This window comes from Pseudomonas yangonensis, assembly GCF_009932725.1.
GTDB classification, from domain to species: Bacteria; Pseudomonadota; Gammaproteobacteria; order Pseudomonadales; family Pseudomonadaceae; genus Aquipseudomonas; species Aquipseudomonas yangonensis.
In genome coordinates this window covers 112,764-129,363 of sequence record NZ_BLJU01000009.1, presented here as the reverse complement: position 1 = coordinate 129,363, position 16,600 = coordinate 112,764, and the positions used below count along the sequence as shown (strand labels likewise).

Genomic DNA, 16,600 nt, shown 5'->3' with positions numbered 1-16,600 from the left:
CGTTTCAATGAGCCAAGCCGTCGCCACCCAGAACACCGCCGCCGGTCTAACCGGCCTGCTGGTGCCTCTGGCCGACCGCACCCTGCTGCTGCCCAACGTGGCGGTGGCGGAACTGATTCCCTATCGTGCCCCGCAAGTCAGCGAGGGCACACCCGACTGGTTTCTCGGCCAGATTGCCTGGCGCGATCTGCGTTTGCCGCTACTGTCCTTCGAGGCTGCCAGCGGTGGCCAGGCGCAGGTCGCCAGCGGTGCCCGCGTGGCGGTGATCAACGCCCTGGGTGGTCGGCCCAAGGTCAAGTTCATCGCTCTGTTGGTGCAGGGTATTCCGCGTTCGCTGAAAGTCGGCAGTGACCTGCCGGCGGCCGATGTCGAACTGGCGCCGCTGGAGCTGGGCGCCGCACGCGTCGGTGACGATGTTGTGCGTATTCCGGATCTGGCGGCACTGGAGCAACTGCTCGCCGATGCCGGCCTGATCTGACGTAATCCTGCGCTCAGGCGAGCGCCCATGAAAAAGCCCCGGCATTGCCGGGGCTTTTTCGCTACTGCTGTCAGGCTATCAGCGCTGCGGTTGCTGCGCTTCGGTCTTGTTCGCAGTCAGGTTTTCTTCCGAGGTCCAGTAATCGGCATTGGTGATGCCGAGTTTCTCCGGATTGAACACCGGATCCTTGCCCTCGTCCAACTGCTGCTCGTAGTCCTTCAGGCACTTGTAGGCAACCTTGTGCATCAGCAGGATGGCGATGATGTTCAGCCAGGCCATCAGGCCCACACCCAGGTCGCCCAGATCCCAGGCGAAGGTTGCGGTGTGCACGGTGCCGTAGACTGTAGCCGCGATGATGCCGAACTTCAGCAGCAGGGTGAGGATGGGGCGCTTCACCTTGCGGTTGATGTAGGCAATGTTGGTCTCGGCGATGTAGTAGTACGCGAGGATGGTGGTGAAGGCGAAGAAGAACAGGGCGATGGCGACGAAGGCATTGCCGAAGCCGGGCATCATGTTTTCCATCGCAGTCTGTACGTAACCCGGGCCTGCGGCGACGCCGGCGATACCGGTGAACATCGCGCTGCCATCGGGTGCCTGGACGTTGTACTGACCGGTGATCAGCAGCATGAAGGCGGTGGCGGAGCAGACGAACAGGGTGTCGATGTAGACCGAGAAGCCCTGAACCAGGCCCTGCTTGGCCGGGTGGCTGACGGCGGCGGCGGACGAGGCGTGCGGACCGGTACCCTGACCGGCTTCGTTGGAGTACACGCCGCGCTTGACGCCCCACTGGATGGCCAGGCCGACGATGGCGCCGAAGCCGGCCTCAAGGCCGAAGGCGCTCTTGACGATCAGCATCACGACTTCCGGCAGCTGAGTGATGTTCAGCAGGATGATCACCAGCGCTACCAGGATGTAGCCCAGCGCCATGAACGGTACGACCACCTGAGTGAAGTGGGCGATACGCTTGACGCCACCGAAGATGATCAGGCCGATCAGCACGGCCAGCACGGCGGCGGTGACGTTCGGGTCGATGCCGAATGCGGTGTTGACGCTGGAGGCGATGGAATTGGCCTGTACGCCCGGCAGCAGCAGGCCGCAGGCGAATACGGTGACGATGGCGAACAGCCAGGCGTACCATTTCAGACCCAGGCCGCGCTCGATGTAGAAGGCCGGGCCGCCGCGGTACTCACCGTTGAGCTTTTCCTTGTACACCTGACCGAGGGTCGACTCGACGAACGCCGAGCTGGCGCCGAGGAAGGCGACCATCCACATCCAGAACACGGCACCCGGACCACCGAAGGTGATCGCGGTGGCCACACCGGCGATGTTGCCGGTACCGACACGACCGGCGAGGGTCATGGTCAGAGCCTGGAAGGAGGTGATGCCATGCTCGTCGGTCTTGCCGGTGAACATCAGGCGAATCATTTCTTTGAAGTGGCGAACCTGGAGGAAGCGGCCGCGCAGGGAGAAGTAGAGACCAACGCCGAGACATAGATAGATCAGCGCCGGGCTCCAGACCAGACCGTTTAGGGTCGAGACCAGTTCGTTCATGCAATGCTCCTGGGCATGCGGCCGCCTTTTGGGCGGTGCCGAGGCCCGTTGTTTGTTATTGGAAGAGAACGACGCTGCGGGGCGCCGGCCTCGGCCGCGCGCGGGTCGCTGGTGAGCGGGTCGCGCGTGCGGCGCGCAGAGCATGACAAAGACTGCCCGTCTTGCAATCTCTTGAGGTCACATTTAGTTACGCTAAGGCGACATTTTTCGCCTACAGGTCTCCCCAGAGCTGCTGAGCGACACTCAAAGCGACCACTGGAGCCGTTTCGGTGCGCAAAACGCGCGGTCCAAGGCGGGCGGCATGGAAGCCAGACTGCCTGGCCTGATCCACCTCTGCATCGCTCAAACCGCCTTCGGGGCCGATCAAAAACGCCAGTGAGCGCGGCGGGACATGGCCGACCCAGGGTTCGGCGACCGGGTGCAATACCAGTTTCAGGTCGGCTTCGATCTGCTGCAGCCAGGCGTTCAGTTCCAGCGGCGCGTGGATCACCGGCAGCACCGAACGGCCGCATTGCTCGCAGGCGCTGATCGCCACCTGACGCCAATGGGCCATGCGCTTGTCGGCGCGTTCGTCCTTCAGGCGCACCTCGCAGCGCGCGGAGACGATCGGGGTGATTTCGCTGGCCCCGAGCTCGGTGGCTTTCTGAATCGCCCAATCCATGCGCTCGCCGCGCGACAGGCCCTGGCCCAGATGGATACGCAGCGGCGATTCGCTCAGCCCGGCGATGGCTTCGCGCAGTTCGACGCGCACGCTCTTCTTGCCCACCTCGATCAGTTCGCCGAGGTATTCCTGGCCGCTGCCGTCGAACAGCTGTACGGCATCGCCCGCCGCATGGCGCAGCACGCGGCCGATGTAGTGGGCCTGGGCCTCGGGCAGTTCATGCTGGCCGAGGGACAGCGGGGCATCGATAAAGAAGCGGGATAGGCGCATGGGAAAAGGCTTCAGGCGGCAGGCTACAGGTGGGCGGAGTGTATCGCCTGTGGCCTGTAGCCTGAAGCCTGTGGCCGCTTTTAGCCCGGGTCGCGATGGTCCGGGTAGTGGCTGTTATCTACCGCCACGCTGACCGACTCACGGGTGGCGATATCGATGCCTTCGCTGGCCACCTCGGCGAGGAAATCGATTTCCTCGGGACTGATCACGTAGGGCGGCAGGAAGTACACCACGCTGCCAAGCGGGCGCAGCAGTGCGCCGCGTTCCAGTGCGTGCTGATACACACGCAGTCCGCGTCGTTCCTGCCAGGGGTAGGCGGTCCTGGCGGTTTTGTCCTGCACCATCTCGATGGCCAGGGCCATGCCGGTCTGGCGCACTTCGGCGACATGCGGGTGATCGGCCAGGTGCGCAGTGGCGCTGGCCATGCGTGCCGCCAAGGCCTTGTTGCGCTCGATCACATCGTCGTCACGGAAGATATCCAGGGTCGCCAGCGCGGCGGCGCAGGCCAGCGGGTTACCGGTGTAGGTGTGCGAATGAAGGAAGGCGCGCAGCGTCGCGTAGTCGTCATAGAAGGCGCCGTAAACGTCGTCGGTGGTCAGCACCGCGGCCATTGGCAGGTAGCCGCCGGTCAGCGCCTTGGACAGCACCAGAAAGTCAGGAGTGATGCCGGCCTGCTCGCAGGCGAACAGGGTGCCGGTGCGGCCGAAGCCGACAGCAATTTCGTCATGGATCAGGTGCACGCCATAGCGGTCGCAGGCCTCGCGCAACAGCTTGAGGTAGATCGGGTGGTACATGCGCATGCCGCCGGCGCCCTGGATCAGCGGTTCGACGATCACCGCGGCAACCTCATGGTGGTGCTCGGCCAGCGTCTGCTCCATATGGGCGAACATGACGCGCGAATGCTCCTCCCAGCTCACGCCGTCGGGGCGCAGGTAGCAGTCGGGGCTGGGCACCTTGATGGTGTCGAGCAGCAGCGCCTTGTAGGTGTCGGTGAACAGCGACACGTCGCCCACCGACATCGCCGCCACGGTTTCGCCGTGGTAGCTGTTGGTGAGGGTGACGAAGCGTTTCTTGCCGGCCTGGCCGTTGTTGAGCCAGTAGTGAAAGCTCATCTTCAGCGCTACCTCGATGCCCGACGAGCCGTTGTCGGCATAGAACACCTTGTTCAGCCCGGGCGGAGTGATCTGCACCAGGCGCTCGGACAGTTCGATGACTGGCTGATGGGTGAAGCCGGCGAGCATGACGTGCTCCAGGCTCTCCAGCTGCTCGCGGATACGCGCGTTGATGCGCGGGTTGGCGTGGCCGAAGACGTTCACCCACCAAGAGCTGACTGCGTCCAGGTAGCGCTTGCCTTCGAAGTCTTCCAGCCAGACACCGGAGGCCTTGCGGATCGCCACCAGGGGCAGGCGCTCATGGTCCTTCATCTGCGTGCAGGGGTGCCACAACACGTCAAGGTCGCGTTGCATCCAGTGGTCGTTCAGGCTCATGAAGAATCTCCCAGTATCCAGCGCCACAGCCTACCAGAAGGTGTCCGGGATACACGGCTGATCCGGCATGACCCGCTGTCCGTATCGCTGATGGGGCATTTTGCGCAGGCGGCGTGCGCTAAGCGGATGGCCTGAAAAAACTCGAAATGAGATATCGTTTTTATCGATCTTTCATAGCGAAATTTTCCGCTTTAAATCGATATATTTACCGTTAGTCTTGCTCGGAATCTGGATCAGGAAAGTCCCTCATGCAATGGCGCAACACCTCTGCTCGTTATGGTCTGGTCAGCGTGCTGCTGCACTGGCTGGTCGCGCTGGCCGTATTCGGTCTGTTCGGCCTTGGCTTCTGGATGGTGGGGCTCAGCTATTACGATCCGTGGCGCCAGAGTGCGCCCGACCTGCACAAGAGCATCGGTATTGTGCTGTTCGCAGTCATGCTGCTGCGCGTGCTTTGGCGTGTCCTCAACCCGGCGCCGGCGGCCCTGAGCAGCCATGGCCCGCTTACTCGCCTGGCCTCCAAGCTCGGGCATGGCGCGCTCTACCTCGGGCTGTTCGGCGTGATGATCTCCGGTTATCTGATCTCCACCGCCGATGGCCGTGGCATTGAGGTATTCGGGCTGTTCAGCGTGCCGGCAACCCTGACGGGTATTGCGCAGCAGGAAGATATCGCGGGTGCCGTCCATGAGTACCTGGCCTGGGGCCTGGTGATCTTCGCCGTTGTGCATGGGCTGGCCGCACTCAAACATCATTTCATCGACCGCGACAGCACTCTGCTGCGGATGTTCGGGCGCTGACGCATTTCATAACCCGGGCCAAGGCCCGACTAGATCGACAACCTCGCAAGGAGAACACCCCCATGTTGAAGAACGCCCTCGCTGCACTGGTTCTGGGCTCCGCTCTGATCGGCGGTCAGGCCATGGCAGCCGACTACGTTATCGACAAGCAAGGCCAGCACGCTTTCGTCAATTTCAAGATCAGCCATCTGGGCTACAGCTGGCTGTACGGCACCTTCAAGGACTTCGACGGCAAGTTCAGCTTTGACGCCGACAAGCCCGAGGCGAGCAAGGTCAGCGTGACCCTGAAGACCGCCAGCGTCGACACCAACCACGCCGAGCGTGACAAGCACATCCGCAGCGCCGATTTCCTCAACGCCAGCAAGCACGACACCGCGACCTTCGAGTCCACTTCGGTCAAGTCCACCGGTGAAGGCACTGCCGACGTTACCGGTAACCTGACCCTGAATGGCGTGACCAAGCCGGTCGTCATCGCCGCCAAGTTCATCGGTGAAGGCAAGGACCCGTGGGGCGGCTACCGCGCCGGCTTCGAAGGCACCACTACCCTGAAACTGAAGGATTTCGACATCGCCATGGACCTCGGCCCGGCTTCGGAAACCGTCGAGCTGATCATCTCGATCGAAGGTATTCGTCAGTAAAGAAAACGGCCGCTAGCGGCCATCTGATGACCCTCTCCCATTTATGGGGCGAAGAGGCGTGCTTTTGGAGGCACCGCCTCCTACGCCGATGAGCGCCTGATCGCTGGCGATCAGGCAGGGGCGCGGAGCGGGGTGCCCGTAGGGCGGGAGAGGGGTGGTTCTCCACTGGTCTCTCCCCCCTAAACAAAAACGCCGCCCATCGGGCGGCGTTTTCGTTTGCGCGTCAGCTTACTCGTCGCGGTTGCGCGTGAGCAGTGCCGGCTTCTCGCCACGCGGACGGGTGCTGTTGCTCAGCTCGTCGAGTTGCTCGGCGGTGGGGAAGCGATCCAGGCGCGAGCCCTTGTGCATGATGATCGGCTGCTTCTCGCGCGGATTGCGTACGGCCGCATCGGAGCGTGGCAGCTCGTCACGGTCGAGCGAGGTGATGCGACCATCATGGGCAGGACGAGCGCGGCCACGGTTGCCACCGTTACGGCCCTGACCGCCTTGGCCGGCCTGGCCGCCGCCCTGACGACGGCTCTTGCCCGCGCCATTGCTGCCGCCGTTGTTGTTGCGCGGACCTTTGCCGTTCTGCCGAGGCTGACCCTGCGCCGCAGCGTTGGCTGGCGCGCCACCGGAGCGGCGGCCACGGCCCTGCTGCTTGTTCTGGTTGGGGCTGACGTAGTCGACACGGTTACCGAAGTTGTCGATTTCATCGTCGAGAAACTCTTCCGGGTCGCGATCCGGTGGCAGCGGCGGGATCGCTGCGGCGGCCTGGGGCTGGCTTTCGTTGCGCGGTTTCTGACCGCGGCGCTTCTGGCCTTGCGGCTTGGCCTTCTGTTCCTTGCCGCTGTCCTTGCCCTTGTCCTTGCGACCGCTGGCGTGGCGCTCGCCCTTGGGCTTTTCGCCACCTTCGGCTTTCTGTTTCTTCTGCCCGGCGTTGCGCGGTTGGCGTGGCTCGCGCACTTCCGGGCGCTCCGCTTCCACGGCGCTGGCATCGAAGCCCATCAGATCGCCATCGGGGATCTTCTGCTTGGTCATGCGCTCGATGCTTTTCAGCAGCTTCTCTTCGTCCGGGGCGACCAGCGAGATCGCCTCACCGCTACGCCCGGCGCGACCGGTACGGCCGATGCGGTGGACGTAGTCCTCCTCGACATTGGGCAGTTCGAAGTTGACCACATGCGGCAGTTGATCGATGTCCAGACCGCGAGCAGCGATATCGGTGGCGACGAGGATGCGCACCTTGTTCGCCTTGAAGTCGGCCAGGGCCTTGGTGCGTGCGTTCTGGCTCTTGTTGCCGTGGATCGCGGCAGCCGGCAGGCCATGCTTTTCGAGATACTCGGCGAGGCGGTTGGCGCCATGCTTGGTGCGGGTGAATACCAGCACCTGCTCCCAGGCCCCCTGGGTGATCAGGTGGGCGAGCAGGGCGCGCTTGTGGCTGGCGGCCAGGCGGAATATACGCTGCTCGATACGCTCGACCGTGGTGTTCGGCGGGGTGACCTCGATGCGCTCCGGGTTGTGCAGCAGCTTGCCGGCCAGGTCGGTGATGTCCTTGGAGAAGGTCGCCGAGAACAGCAGGTTCTGGCGTTGCGCCGGCAGGCGGGCGAGGACCTTCTTCACGTCATGGATGAAGCCCATGTCGAGCATGCGGTCGGCTTCGTCCAGTACCAGGATTTCCACATGGGACAGATCGACGCTGCCCTGGCCGGCCAGGTCGAGCAGGCGGCCCGGGCAGGCGACGAGTACGTCGACGCCCTTGGCCAGTGCCTGGACCTGCGGGTTCATGCCGACGCCGCCGAAGATGCAGGCGCTGACGAATTTCAGGTCACGCGCATAGATCTTGAAGCTGTCGTGGACCTGGGCGGCCAGTTCGCGGGTGGGGGTCAGCACCAGCACGCGCGGCTGTTTCGGGCCGTGGCGCTGTTCGCGGTCCGGGTGGCCGGCAGGGAACAGACGCTCGAGAATCGGCAGGGCGAAGCCTGCGGTCTTGCCCGTGCCCGTCTGGGCCGCCACCATGAGATCGCGACCTTGCAACACGGCGGGAATGGCCCGCTGTTGCACCGGAGTGGGCTGGGTGTAGCCGGCGGATTCGATCGCACGGACTAGAGCCTCGGAGAGACCGAGGGAAGCAAAGGACATGGGCAATCCTGTACGTAGTGAGGGCGTGGCCCTATGGGGTGATATTGCCTGGCTTGAATCATGCGTGGGGCGCGTGATCCCGTCCGGTACTGCTGGCTTCTGGGAGCTAGCATCCGGGCGCAAGCCTGGCGGGAAGTCCCGAGTATAACAGAGCTTATGGCATGCGCAGCTACCAGCCCGTCGGTTGGTTCACGGTCTGAGGTTCTCGGGGATGGTGTAACGTCGCTGCAGTTCGGCGTAGGCCGGTTCACGCTTGAAGCGTCGCAACTCGCGGGCGAAGTCGGCGGCCAGACTCGCGAACGCCGGGTCCTTGCGCAATGCCAGATACAGGCGGTCATGGCCGATGGCCTTGCGGTTGTAGTCGATTTGTTCGAGCAGGCCCAGTTGTGCGCCCAGGTAAAGCCCGGCGCGACGATCGCTGACCACCAGGTCGACCCGGTGACGAATCAGTTTGCCCAGGTTGGCTTCATGGGTCGGCGCCTCCTCGCGGCTGAACAGGGTCGAGGTACGGAAGCTTTCATTGGCGTACCAATACCCGGGCGAGATGCCGACCACCAGATCGCGCAGGTCTTCCAGGCGTTCATAGGGATAGGGGCGACTGCGCGCGTGAAACAGCACGAATTCGACGTCGCTCAGTGGCTCTTCGACGAAGCGCATGCTCGCTTCACGTTCTGGCAGATGAAAAATGTCCAGAATGCCGTCGGCTAGCCCCTGCTCCAGTGCCAGCAGGCAGCGCTTCCAGGGCAGGAACTGCAGGTCGAACTCGATACCCAGGCGGCGCAGGACCTCGCGGGTGATCTCATAGTCGAGGCCGGCCGCCTGGCCATTTTCTTCATAGACATACGGCGCCCAGGCTTCCGTAACCAGGCGCAACGTTTCTCCGCGCGCGGAGAACGCGATGGAGCCTAGCAGCAAAATGGCGACGAGCTGGCGCTGGATAGATGGCATTGCGCCAGATTAGCGATTTTGCCCGCGCCCCGGAAGCCTGCTTATTGCTCAGTCCACTACCCGGTAGCAAGGCTCGTAGGCGCTGCCGCCTGGCAGCTTCATGCGATGCTGCTCGACGAACGCCTGCAGCAAGCGATCCAGCGGACGCATGATAGTGGTTTCGCCACGGATCTCGTACGGGCCATGTTCCTCGATCAGGCGGATGCCGTTCTCCTTGACGTTGCCGGCGACGATGCCGGAGAAGGCGCGGCGCAGGTTGGCGGCCAGGTGGTGCAGCGGCTGCTCGCGGGTCAGGTTGAGGCTGGCCATGGCTTCATGGGTCGGTTCGAACGGGTGCTGGAAGCTCTCGTCGATCTTCAGCAGCCAGTTGAAGTGGAAGGCGTCGTTGCGCTCGCGGCGGAACTGGCGCACGGCCTTGATGCCGACCGCCATTTCGCGGGCCACTTCGGCCGGGTCGTTGACGATCATGCGGTAGCGCTGCTGCGCCGCCTCGCCCAGGGTAGCGCCGATGAAGTCATGCAACTGCTGCAAGTAAGGGCCGGCGCTCTTCGGCCCGGTGAGGATGACCGGGAAGGGCAGATCCTGGTTGTCCGGGTGGGTGAGGATGCCCAGCAGGTAGAGGAATTCTTCGGCCGTGCCGGCGCCGCCCGGGAAGATGATGATGCCGTGGCCGACGCGAACGAAGGCCTCCAGGCGCTTCTCGATGTCCGGCAGGATCACCAGTTCGTTGACGATCGGGTTCGGCGCTTCGGCGGCGATGATGCCCGGCTCGGTCAGACCCAGGTAGCGGCCGGTGAGGTTGCGCTGCTTGGCGTGGCTGATGGTGGCGCCCTTCATCGGCCCCTTCATCACGCCCGGGCCGCAGCCGGTGCAGATGTCCAGGCCGCGCAGGCCCAGCTCGTGGCCGACCTTCTTGGTGTACTTGTATTCCTCGGTGCTGATCGAGTGGCCGCCCCAGCACACCACCATCCTCGGCTCGACGCCGCTGCGCAGGGTGTGGGCGTTGCGCAGCAGGTGGAAGACGTAATCGGTGATGCCTTCGGAGCTGTCCAGATCGATGCGTTTGTTCTCCAGCTCGCTCTGCGTGTAGACGATGTCGCGCAGGGCGCTGAACAGCATCTCGCGGGTGCTGGCGATCATCTCGCCGTCGACGAAGGCATCGGCCGGTGCGTTGATCAGTTCCAGGCGGATGCCGCGATCCTGCTGGTGAATCTTCACTTCGAAGTCCGGGTAGGCCTCGAGGATGGTCTTGGCGTTGTCGCTGTGCGAGCCGGTGTTGAGGATCGCCAGGGCGCACTGGCGGAACAGGCGGTAGACGCTGCCCGAGCCGGTTTCGCGCAATTGCTGCACTTCGCGCTGGGAGAGGGTTTCCAGGCTGCCCTTGGGGCTGACGGAAGCGTTTATCGTGGAGCGTTTGAGCATGAAGTGTGTTCCTGGTGGCAAGCTCGCGCCGAAAGCCGGCGCGGAGGGAATTCGAAATCGTTGTCGCAGCGGGTTTTGCGGTGTTCGGTTGATGAAGGTCAGCGTCTGGCCGCCGGTGTGTCGGTTGCGGGTTCGCTCGGGTTCAGCAGAAATACCACATAGCCGCGGAACCAGGGACTGCTTTGCAGGTAATCCGGCGCCTGCCATTCGCCGTTTTGTATCAGGCCGATGCGAAACGGCAACTGCAGGCGCGCGATGCTCGGCAGGTAGCGCTGATAACCGGCGATGCTGTGGCGGCCCTGGTAGGTCTGCATCACCACTTCATCGACAACCCCGGCGAGGCGGTTCAGCGCCGCCGGGTCGGCATTGCCGGCCCAGTCCAGCAGGCCGGTGATGCTCAGGCGATACTGCCGCGGCAGGCGCTGGCGCAGCTCTTCGAGGAAGGCGGCGTAACGATCCAGGCGCAGCGTTTGCGCATCGAAGTCGATCTGCACCCCGCTGACCCGGTTGCCGGAACGCTGCCAGCGCTGCAATTGGCTCAGCAGCAGGGCGAATACCTCGTCGTTCCAGTCCAGGGTATGCGCGCGATACACCACCCAGAGCTCGACGTCTTTCGACAGCCTGGGCGTGGCGGGGTTCTGTGCCCGCATGCGTGCCGCTGGATCGCCGGCGCGGCGCGGGCCGTCGATCTGCCCCTGCAGCACGTACAGGGTACGGGCTCGGGCCAGCACCGGCTGTGGCGTCACGCCCGCCCACAGCCAGAACGCGTTGTGCTCGGCGGCATCGACGCGCGCGGCCTGTGCCGGCAGGCCCGCTGCCAGCAGAAGCAGGCCTACCAGTAGTACTTGAGTCGCTGTGCCCACGGGGTGTCCGCGTAGCTGCGCTTGAGGGTCTGGAACCACTGCTTGCGTTGGTCCTTGCTGATGTCCTGACCGTCGCAGCTGTTGTAGCCGCTGGGCGCATAGCAGTTGATCGCGCGGAACAGGGCATAGGCCTTGTCCTCGCGGCTGACCTGGGGGGCAGCCAGCAGCATCTGGTAGGCGGCCAGGCGGGAAAAGGACGCGCCCTGGAACTGGCTCGGTGCGCTGCCCAGTTCGCCAGCGGCCGGCGGGCGGTTCAGCCAGTGATCGTCGAGGCCGTGGACGCGGATGAAGTCGCCCAGGCACAGCATGCCCTGGGCGTCCTCGGCATTGGCAGCGAGGCGTTCGGCGATCCTGACCAGGCTCGGGCAGGCATAGCCGGCATCGCTGCCGCCGGTCCAGGCGAACAGGCCTGGATCGAGGCGCTGCGCTGGCTGTGTCGGCTTGTACGGGAACTGCGCGAAATCGCTGAGAAAATCGGCGTAGCGACCGTAATCCAGATCGCGATAGAGCAGGGTGTACAGCGCGGTTGCGCGCTCGCCTGCCGGAGCCTGCTCGTTGCCGGCCTGCTGGCGCAGCAGTTCGGGGCCGGCGCCATAGGTCAGCAGGCGCTCGCGGATCGGCGCGGTGGTGATCGGCGAGTCGGCGGCGAACACCTTTTCCAGTTGGCCACTGCGCTCATGGTTCAAGGCCAGGGCGAGTTCCAGCTGGGCGCGCTGCAGCGGGTCTTGGCTGCGTGCCAGCAGCGCCTGCCAGTGCTGCAGCGCCGCGGCCTGCTCACCCTTGGCTTCCAGCGCCAGGCCGCGCAGGGTTTCCTGGCTGAAGGCGAGGGCGTTCATCGGCCCGGAACCGGCATCCGGCAGGGCAGCGAGAGTCTGCCTGGCATCGCCGTCGCGGTAGAAATGCCAGGCAGCGACCAGGTAGGCATGCAGGCCGGGCTGGCTGGCGAAGCGCGGTTGCTGCGCCTGCAGTTGTTCGAGGCTGAGGCGCGGTTCGCGGTTGCTGCCTGGATCGCGCAGCTGGATCAGGTCGACCATGGCCAGCAGCAGCGGGTCTTCGATGGCATCCGGGGCGAGGCTGGGCAGCAGCTTGCCGTCCAGCTCCTCGATCAGTGCGGGCATGTCGACCTGCTGCGCGCCTCGCTCGAATTGCCCGGCAAAGGCCTCGGCAAAACGCCGGGTGTCGCCGGCGAGCCAGTACACGCGGCGTTGCAGGCCGCGCGCCGAGTCGCTGTAGAGGCCCTGCGGATAGTGCGTCAGATACTGCTCGAAGGCCTTCGCGCTGGCCTCGAGGCTGGTTTTATCCACCTGCTCCGGGCTGAAGAACCCGTACTCGTCGAAGGCGTTCAGTTGCGCCTGGTTCAGGGCGACGCGACCGAGCAGGTATTGGGCGGTTTCGCGCAGCCAGGGCTGGTCACTGCCCGTGAGCTCGGCGAAACGCTCACGGGCCTGCTCGAAGTCGCCGCGATAGAAGGCGTCGGCGCCACGCAGGTAATTGCCGAAGGCCTGGGCAGCGGGGGATTGCAGTTGCGTCGGCGGCGGCAGGATGTCCTGCGCTTGCGGATCGCCCTCGCCGCACAGGCTCAGCAGGCTGCGCCGCGAACGAGCCAGCGCCTGCGCTTCGCTCGCGGCCAGGTCCGGCGTGGCGCTGAGGGCATCGACGAAGCCGCGCATGGCCTGCAGGTCGTTGCTGCGGCAGCGATTGCCTTCGCCTTCGGCGAAGCGGTGTATGGCGAAGGCATCCGCTTCGCTGTCGATGCCCAGGCGCTGCAGGGCCTGGGTCAGGTACGCCACATCCGGGTCGACGCCTTGCTCGTCTGCCTCGGCCGCCTCGCTACGAGCGCGGCTCGGGTCGAGCATGCCGAGGCTGAAGGGCACCAGGCCGTAGCCGTATTCGTAACCGTCGAGTGCCAGCGGTTCGCGCGTCAGCTTCAGGTGACCGGCATCGTCGAGCAACAGCTGCAGGTTCACCCGGCTGTCGTTGCCGGGGCTGAGAAAGGCCAGGTTGTTGCACCCCGAGAGCTGGTCCGAGATCAGCTTCCAGCTTGGTGTGCAGGTCATGTCGGAGCTGGCCAGGGCAGTGGCAGCGTGCAGCCCGGCGAGCAGGGCGAGGGGAAGGAGGCGCTTGAGTGTCATTGGCTCATCCTTGAGCGGGGGAGCCGCTGCGCGGCTCCCTGCCCGTCAGCGTTTGAGGTCGAGGTTGTTCCAGATGGCCAGGCTGGGACCAGCCAGGTTCATGCTGTAGAAGTGCAGGCCTGGCGCGCCACCTTGCAGCAGGCGTTCGCACATTTCGGTGATCACCTGCTCACCGAAGGCGCGAATGCTGTCGCTGTCGTCGCCATAGGCTTCCAGCTGCTTGCGCACCCAGCGCGGAATCTCGGCACCACAGGCATCGGAGAAACGTGCCAGCTTGCTGTAGTTGGTGATCGGCATGATGCCCGGCACCACCGGGATATCCACGCCCAGCTTGCGCACGCGCTCGACGAAGTAGAAGTAGCTGTCGGCGTTGAAGAAGTACTGGGTGATGGCGCTGTTGGCTCCGGCCTTGGCCTTGCGCACGAAGTTGGCGATGTCGCTCTCGAAGTTGCGCGCCTGCGGGTGCATCTCCGGATAGGCGGCCACTTCGATATGGAAGTGATCACCGGTTTCGGTGCGAATGAACTCGACCAGCTCGTTGGCGTAGCGCAGCTCACCGCTGGCCATGCCCATGCCCGACGGCAGGTCGCCGCGCAGGGCGACGATGCGCTTGATGCCGGCATTTTTGTACAGGTTGAGCAGTTCGAGCAGCTCGGCCTTGCTGTCGCCGACGCAGGACAGGTGCGGCGCGGTCGGCACCTTCACCTCGCCATCGAGTTGCAGCACGGTGTTGAGCGTGCGGTCGCGGGTGGAGCCACCGGCGCCATAGGTGCAGGAGAAGAAATCGGGCTTGTAGGCCGCCAGTTGGCGCGCCACGTCCATCAGTTTTTCATGCCCGGCTTCGGTCTTGGTGGGGAAGAACTCGAAGCTGTAGCGTTGTTCTTGGCTCATAGGTTTCTAGCCTTGGAGACGTAGGGTGGATGGCGTTTTTCCATCCACCTTGCGGGAAGTCGGCGGTGGATAAGCCCGAGGCTTATCCACCCTACGCATTAGTAGCGGTAGGTGTCCGGCTTGAACGGGCCGTCGACGGTCACGCCGATATAGTCGGCCTGCTGCTGGGTCAGCTGGGTGACGACCCCGCCGAAGCCCTTGACCATTTCCAGTGCGACTTCCTCGTCGAGCTTCTTCGGCAGCACTTCCACGGTCAGGCGCTGGGCCTTGTGCTCGGGCAGCATGTCGGCGAACTTCTGCTCGAACAGGAAGATCTGCGCCAGCACCTGGTTGGCGAAGGAACCGTCCATGATGCGGCTCGGGTGGCCGGTGGCGTTACCCAGGTTCACCAGGCGGCCTTCGGCGAGCAGGATCAGGTAGTCGTCGTTGGCCGGATCGAAGCTGCCGGCCCCGGTGCGGTGGATCTTGTGCACCTGCGGCTTGACCTCTTCCCATGCCCAGTTCTTGCGCATGAAGGCGGTGTCGATCTCGTTGTCGAAGTGACCGATGTTGCAGACCACGGCGCGCTTCTTCAGGGCCTTGAGCATGCCGGCATCGCAGACGTTGGCGTTGCCGGTGGTGGTGACGATCAGGTCGATCTTGCCCAGCAGCGCCTTGTCGATGCAGGCGTCGGTGCCGTCATTGCGGCCGTCAATGTACGGCGACACCAGCTCGTAGCCGTCCATGCAGGCCTGCATGGCGCAGATCGGGTCGATCTCGGAAACCTTGACGATCATGCCTTCCTGGCGCAGCGAAGCGGCCGAGCCCTTGCCCACGTCACCGTAGCCGATGACCAGCGCCTGCTTGCCCGACAGCAGGTGGTCGGTGCCGCGCTTGATGGCGTCGTTGAGGCTGTGACGGCAGCCGTACTTGTTGTCGTTCTTGCTCTTGGTGACCGCGTCGTTGACGTTGATCGCCGGGACTTTCAGGGTGCCGGCCTTGAGCATGTCGAGCAGGCGGTGCACACCGGTGGTGGTTTCTTCGGTGATGCCGTGGATGCGCTCGAGCATCTGCGGGTATTTCTTGTGCAGGATCTCGGTCAGGTCGCCGCCATCGTCCAGCACCATGTTGGCGTCCCACGGCTTGCCGTCCTTGAGGATGGTCTGCTCGATGCACCACTCGTACTCTTCTTCGGTCTCGCCCTTCCAGGCAAATACCGGGATGCCGGCGGCAGCGATGGCGGCAGCGGCCTGATCCTGGGTGGAGAAGATGTTGCAGCTCGACCAGCGCACTTCGGCGCCCAGGGCGGTCAGCGTCTCGATCAGTACGCCGGTCTGGATGGTCATGTGGATGCAGCCGAGAATCTTCGCGCCTTTCAGCGGCTGGCTGGCGGCGTACTTGCGGCGCAGGCCCATCAGCGCCGGCATCTCGGACTCGGCGATGGTCAGTTCCTTGCGGCCCCACTCGGCCAGGGAAATGTCGGCAACCTTGTAGTCGGTGAAACCGGCAGGCGTCATTACAGCGCTCATAGATGAGTTCTCCATTCGTTGTCTGCGAATGGGCGCCGTTGATGCGTTTGGTTAACGCCCCGGGCGAGCCTGACAGCCTGGAAGGCTGATTCGAATCTGCCGCGAGCATTGCTGGAATGCGGGCTTGGGGATTCGAAACAGATCTTTCAGGCTGCTGCAGCGCCCCTCGACCGGGTGGCGGGAGCGGCCGGAGCGGTGCCGGTCGCATGAAACTGGCTGATTATAGCTAGCCGGGCGGCTGTGCCCAAGGTTTTCCGTCGCCTGCATGTGGCGGGGTTGGCAGCTGTCCCCGGAGCATTGGCCGGATCGCCGTTCCTTATCCTCGTGCGGGTCATGGATCTTGCGCTGCCGAGCGCACAAGCTGCGTACTTTCCCCAATACATTGCGGAGCCTTCATGACCCTTGCCTACTGGTGCGTACTGATCGCCATCCTTCTGCCGTACCTGAGTACGGCGACTGCCAAATTTCTCGGCCCCGGCTACGGGCCGCGCGCCAATCAGGATCCGCGCGCATTCCTGAGTACCCTTGAGGGTTGGCGCAAACGGGCCAATAACGCCCAGCTCAACGGCTTCGAAGTGACGCCTGCGTTCGCCGCCGCAGTGATCATCGCTCACCAGGCCGGTGGCGCCGAGCAGGCCCTGCTCGATCAGTTGGCCGTGGCGTTCATCGGCAGCCGCCTGCTGTACTTCGTCTGCTACCTGGCCGACTGGGGGCCGGCACGCTCACTGGTCTGGTTCGTAGGTATGGGGCTGATCGTGGGGCTGTTCGTGGTATCCGCTAGCTGAACGCCAGCTGACAGCTATGCAGGCGAAGCCGCTGTTGTGACAAGCGGTCGCTTG

Annotated in this window: 14 protein-coding genes and 1 riboswitch; of the genes, 4 read left to right on the top strand and 10 right to left on the bottom strand. The window is 64.2% G+C overall.

Annotated features, from left to right (window positions below):
• The first annotated feature begins 7 nt into the window (after positions 1-7).
• Positions 8-478, top strand: coding sequence for a chemotaxis protein CheW (locus GYB81_RS13300; protein WP_161865780.1), 471 nt, complete (start codon positions 8-10; stop codon positions 476-478).
• A 78-nt stretch (positions 479-556) separates the two neighbouring features.
• Here the strand turns inward: GYB81_RS13300 and GYB81_RS13295 are convergent, their stop codons facing one another.
• The 3 genes from GYB81_RS13295 to GYB81_RS13285 all read right to left on the bottom strand — a co-directional run bounded on the left by GYB81_RS13295 (position 557) and on the right by GYB81_RS13285 (position 4,447).
• On the bottom strand, positions 557-2,029 hold the full coding sequence (locus GYB81_RS13295; protein ID WP_161865781.1) for an alanine/glycine:cation symporter family protein: 1,473 nt from the start codon (positions 2,027-2,029) through the stop codon (positions 557-559).
• 211 nt (positions 2,030-2,240) lie between these two features.
• The gene (locus tag GYB81_RS13290) at positions 2,241-2,960 is read right to left on the bottom strand and encodes a 16S rRNA (uracil(1498)-N(3))-methyltransferase (protein ID WP_161865782.1); all 720 of its coding nucleotides are present in this window, start codon (positions 2,958-2,960) and stop codon (positions 2,241-2,243) included.
• An 80-nt stretch (positions 2,961-3,040) separates the two neighbouring features.
• On the bottom strand, positions 3,041-4,447 hold the full coding sequence (locus tag GYB81_RS13285) for an adenosylmethionine--8-amino-7-oxononanoate transaminase (RefSeq protein ID WP_161865783.1): 1,407 nt from the start codon (positions 4,445-4,447) through the stop codon (positions 3,041-3,043).
• A 248-nt stretch (positions 4,448-4,695) separates the two neighbouring features.
• Here GYB81_RS13285 and GYB81_RS13280 point away from each other — a divergent pair, with 248 nt between their 5' ends.
• Both GYB81_RS13280 and GYB81_RS13275 read left to right on the top strand, forming a co-directional pair.
• On the top strand, positions 4,696-5,241 hold the full coding sequence (locus tag GYB81_RS13280) for a cytochrome b (protein WP_161865784.1): 546 nt from the start codon (positions 4,696-4,698) through the stop codon (positions 5,239-5,241).
• A gap of 62 nt (positions 5,242-5,303) precedes the next feature.
• Positions 5,304-5,879: a YceI family protein gene (locus GYB81_RS13275; RefSeq protein WP_161865785.1), complete on the top strand. Its 576-nt coding sequence runs from the start codon at positions 5,304-5,306 to the stop codon at positions 5,877-5,879.
• Between the two features lie 228 nt (positions 5,880-6,107).
• Here the strand turns inward: GYB81_RS13275 and rhlE2 are convergent, their stop codons facing one another.
• From rhlE2 to ahcY, 7 genes are all read right to left on the bottom strand, one after another.
• On the bottom strand, positions 6,108-7,997 hold the full coding sequence (gene rhlE2, locus GYB81_RS13270) for an RNA helicase RhlE2 (protein WP_161865786.1): 1,890 nt from the start codon (positions 7,995-7,997) through the stop codon (positions 6,108-6,110).
• 189 nt (positions 7,998-8,186) lie between these two features.
• Positions 8,187-8,945, bottom strand: a complete 759-nt coding sequence (locus GYB81_RS13265) for a substrate-binding periplasmic protein (protein WP_161865787.1) — start codon at positions 8,943-8,945, stop codon at positions 8,187-8,189.
• Positions 8,946-8,993: 48 nt separating this feature from the next.
• Complete coding sequence (ppnN, locus tag GYB81_RS13260) at positions 8,994-10,367, bottom strand: nucleotide 5'-monophosphate nucleosidase PpnN (protein ID WP_161865788.1); 1,374 nt, start codon at positions 10,365-10,367, stop codon at positions 8,994-8,996.
• Between the two features lie 98 nt (positions 10,368-10,465).
• Positions 10,466-11,230 carry a DUF3142 domain-containing protein gene (locus tag GYB81_RS13255; RefSeq protein WP_161865789.1) on the bottom strand — a complete coding sequence of 255 codons (765 nt, stop codon included), beginning with the start codon at positions 11,228-11,230 and terminating at the stop codon, positions 10,466-10,468.
• Positions 11,200-13,362: a PA5441 family protein gene (locus tag GYB81_RS13250; RefSeq protein ID WP_161897858.1), complete on the bottom strand. Its 2,163-nt coding sequence runs from the start codon at positions 13,360-13,362 to the stop codon at positions 11,200-11,202. Before GYB81_RS13250 ends, GYB81_RS13255 begins: the two co-directional genes overlap by 31 nt.
• 45 nt (positions 13,363-13,407) lie before the next feature.
• Entirely contained in the window at positions 13,408-14,253 is an 846-nt protein-coding gene (gene metF, locus GYB81_RS13245; RefSeq protein ID WP_161865791.1) for a methylenetetrahydrofolate reductase [NAD(P)H], read from the bottom strand.
• A 98-nt stretch (positions 14,254-14,351) separates the two neighbouring features.
• A complete protein-coding gene (ahcY, locus tag GYB81_RS13240; RefSeq protein WP_161865792.1) occupies positions 14,352-15,761 on the bottom strand; it encodes an adenosylhomocysteinase in 1,410 nt (469 codons plus the stop codon).
• Positions 15,762-15,784: 23 nt separating this feature from the next.
• Positions 15,785-15,935: riboswitch (S-adenosyl-L-homocysteine riboswitch) on the bottom strand.
• Positions 15,936-16,156: 221 nt separating this feature from the next.
• On the opposite strand from ahcY, the gene GYB81_RS13235 reads away from it, so the two are divergent.
• A complete protein-coding gene (locus GYB81_RS13235; protein WP_161865793.1) occupies positions 16,157-16,546 on the top strand; it encodes an MAPEG family protein in 390 nt (129 codons plus the stop codon).
• Positions 16,547-16,600 lie beyond the last annotated feature (54 nt).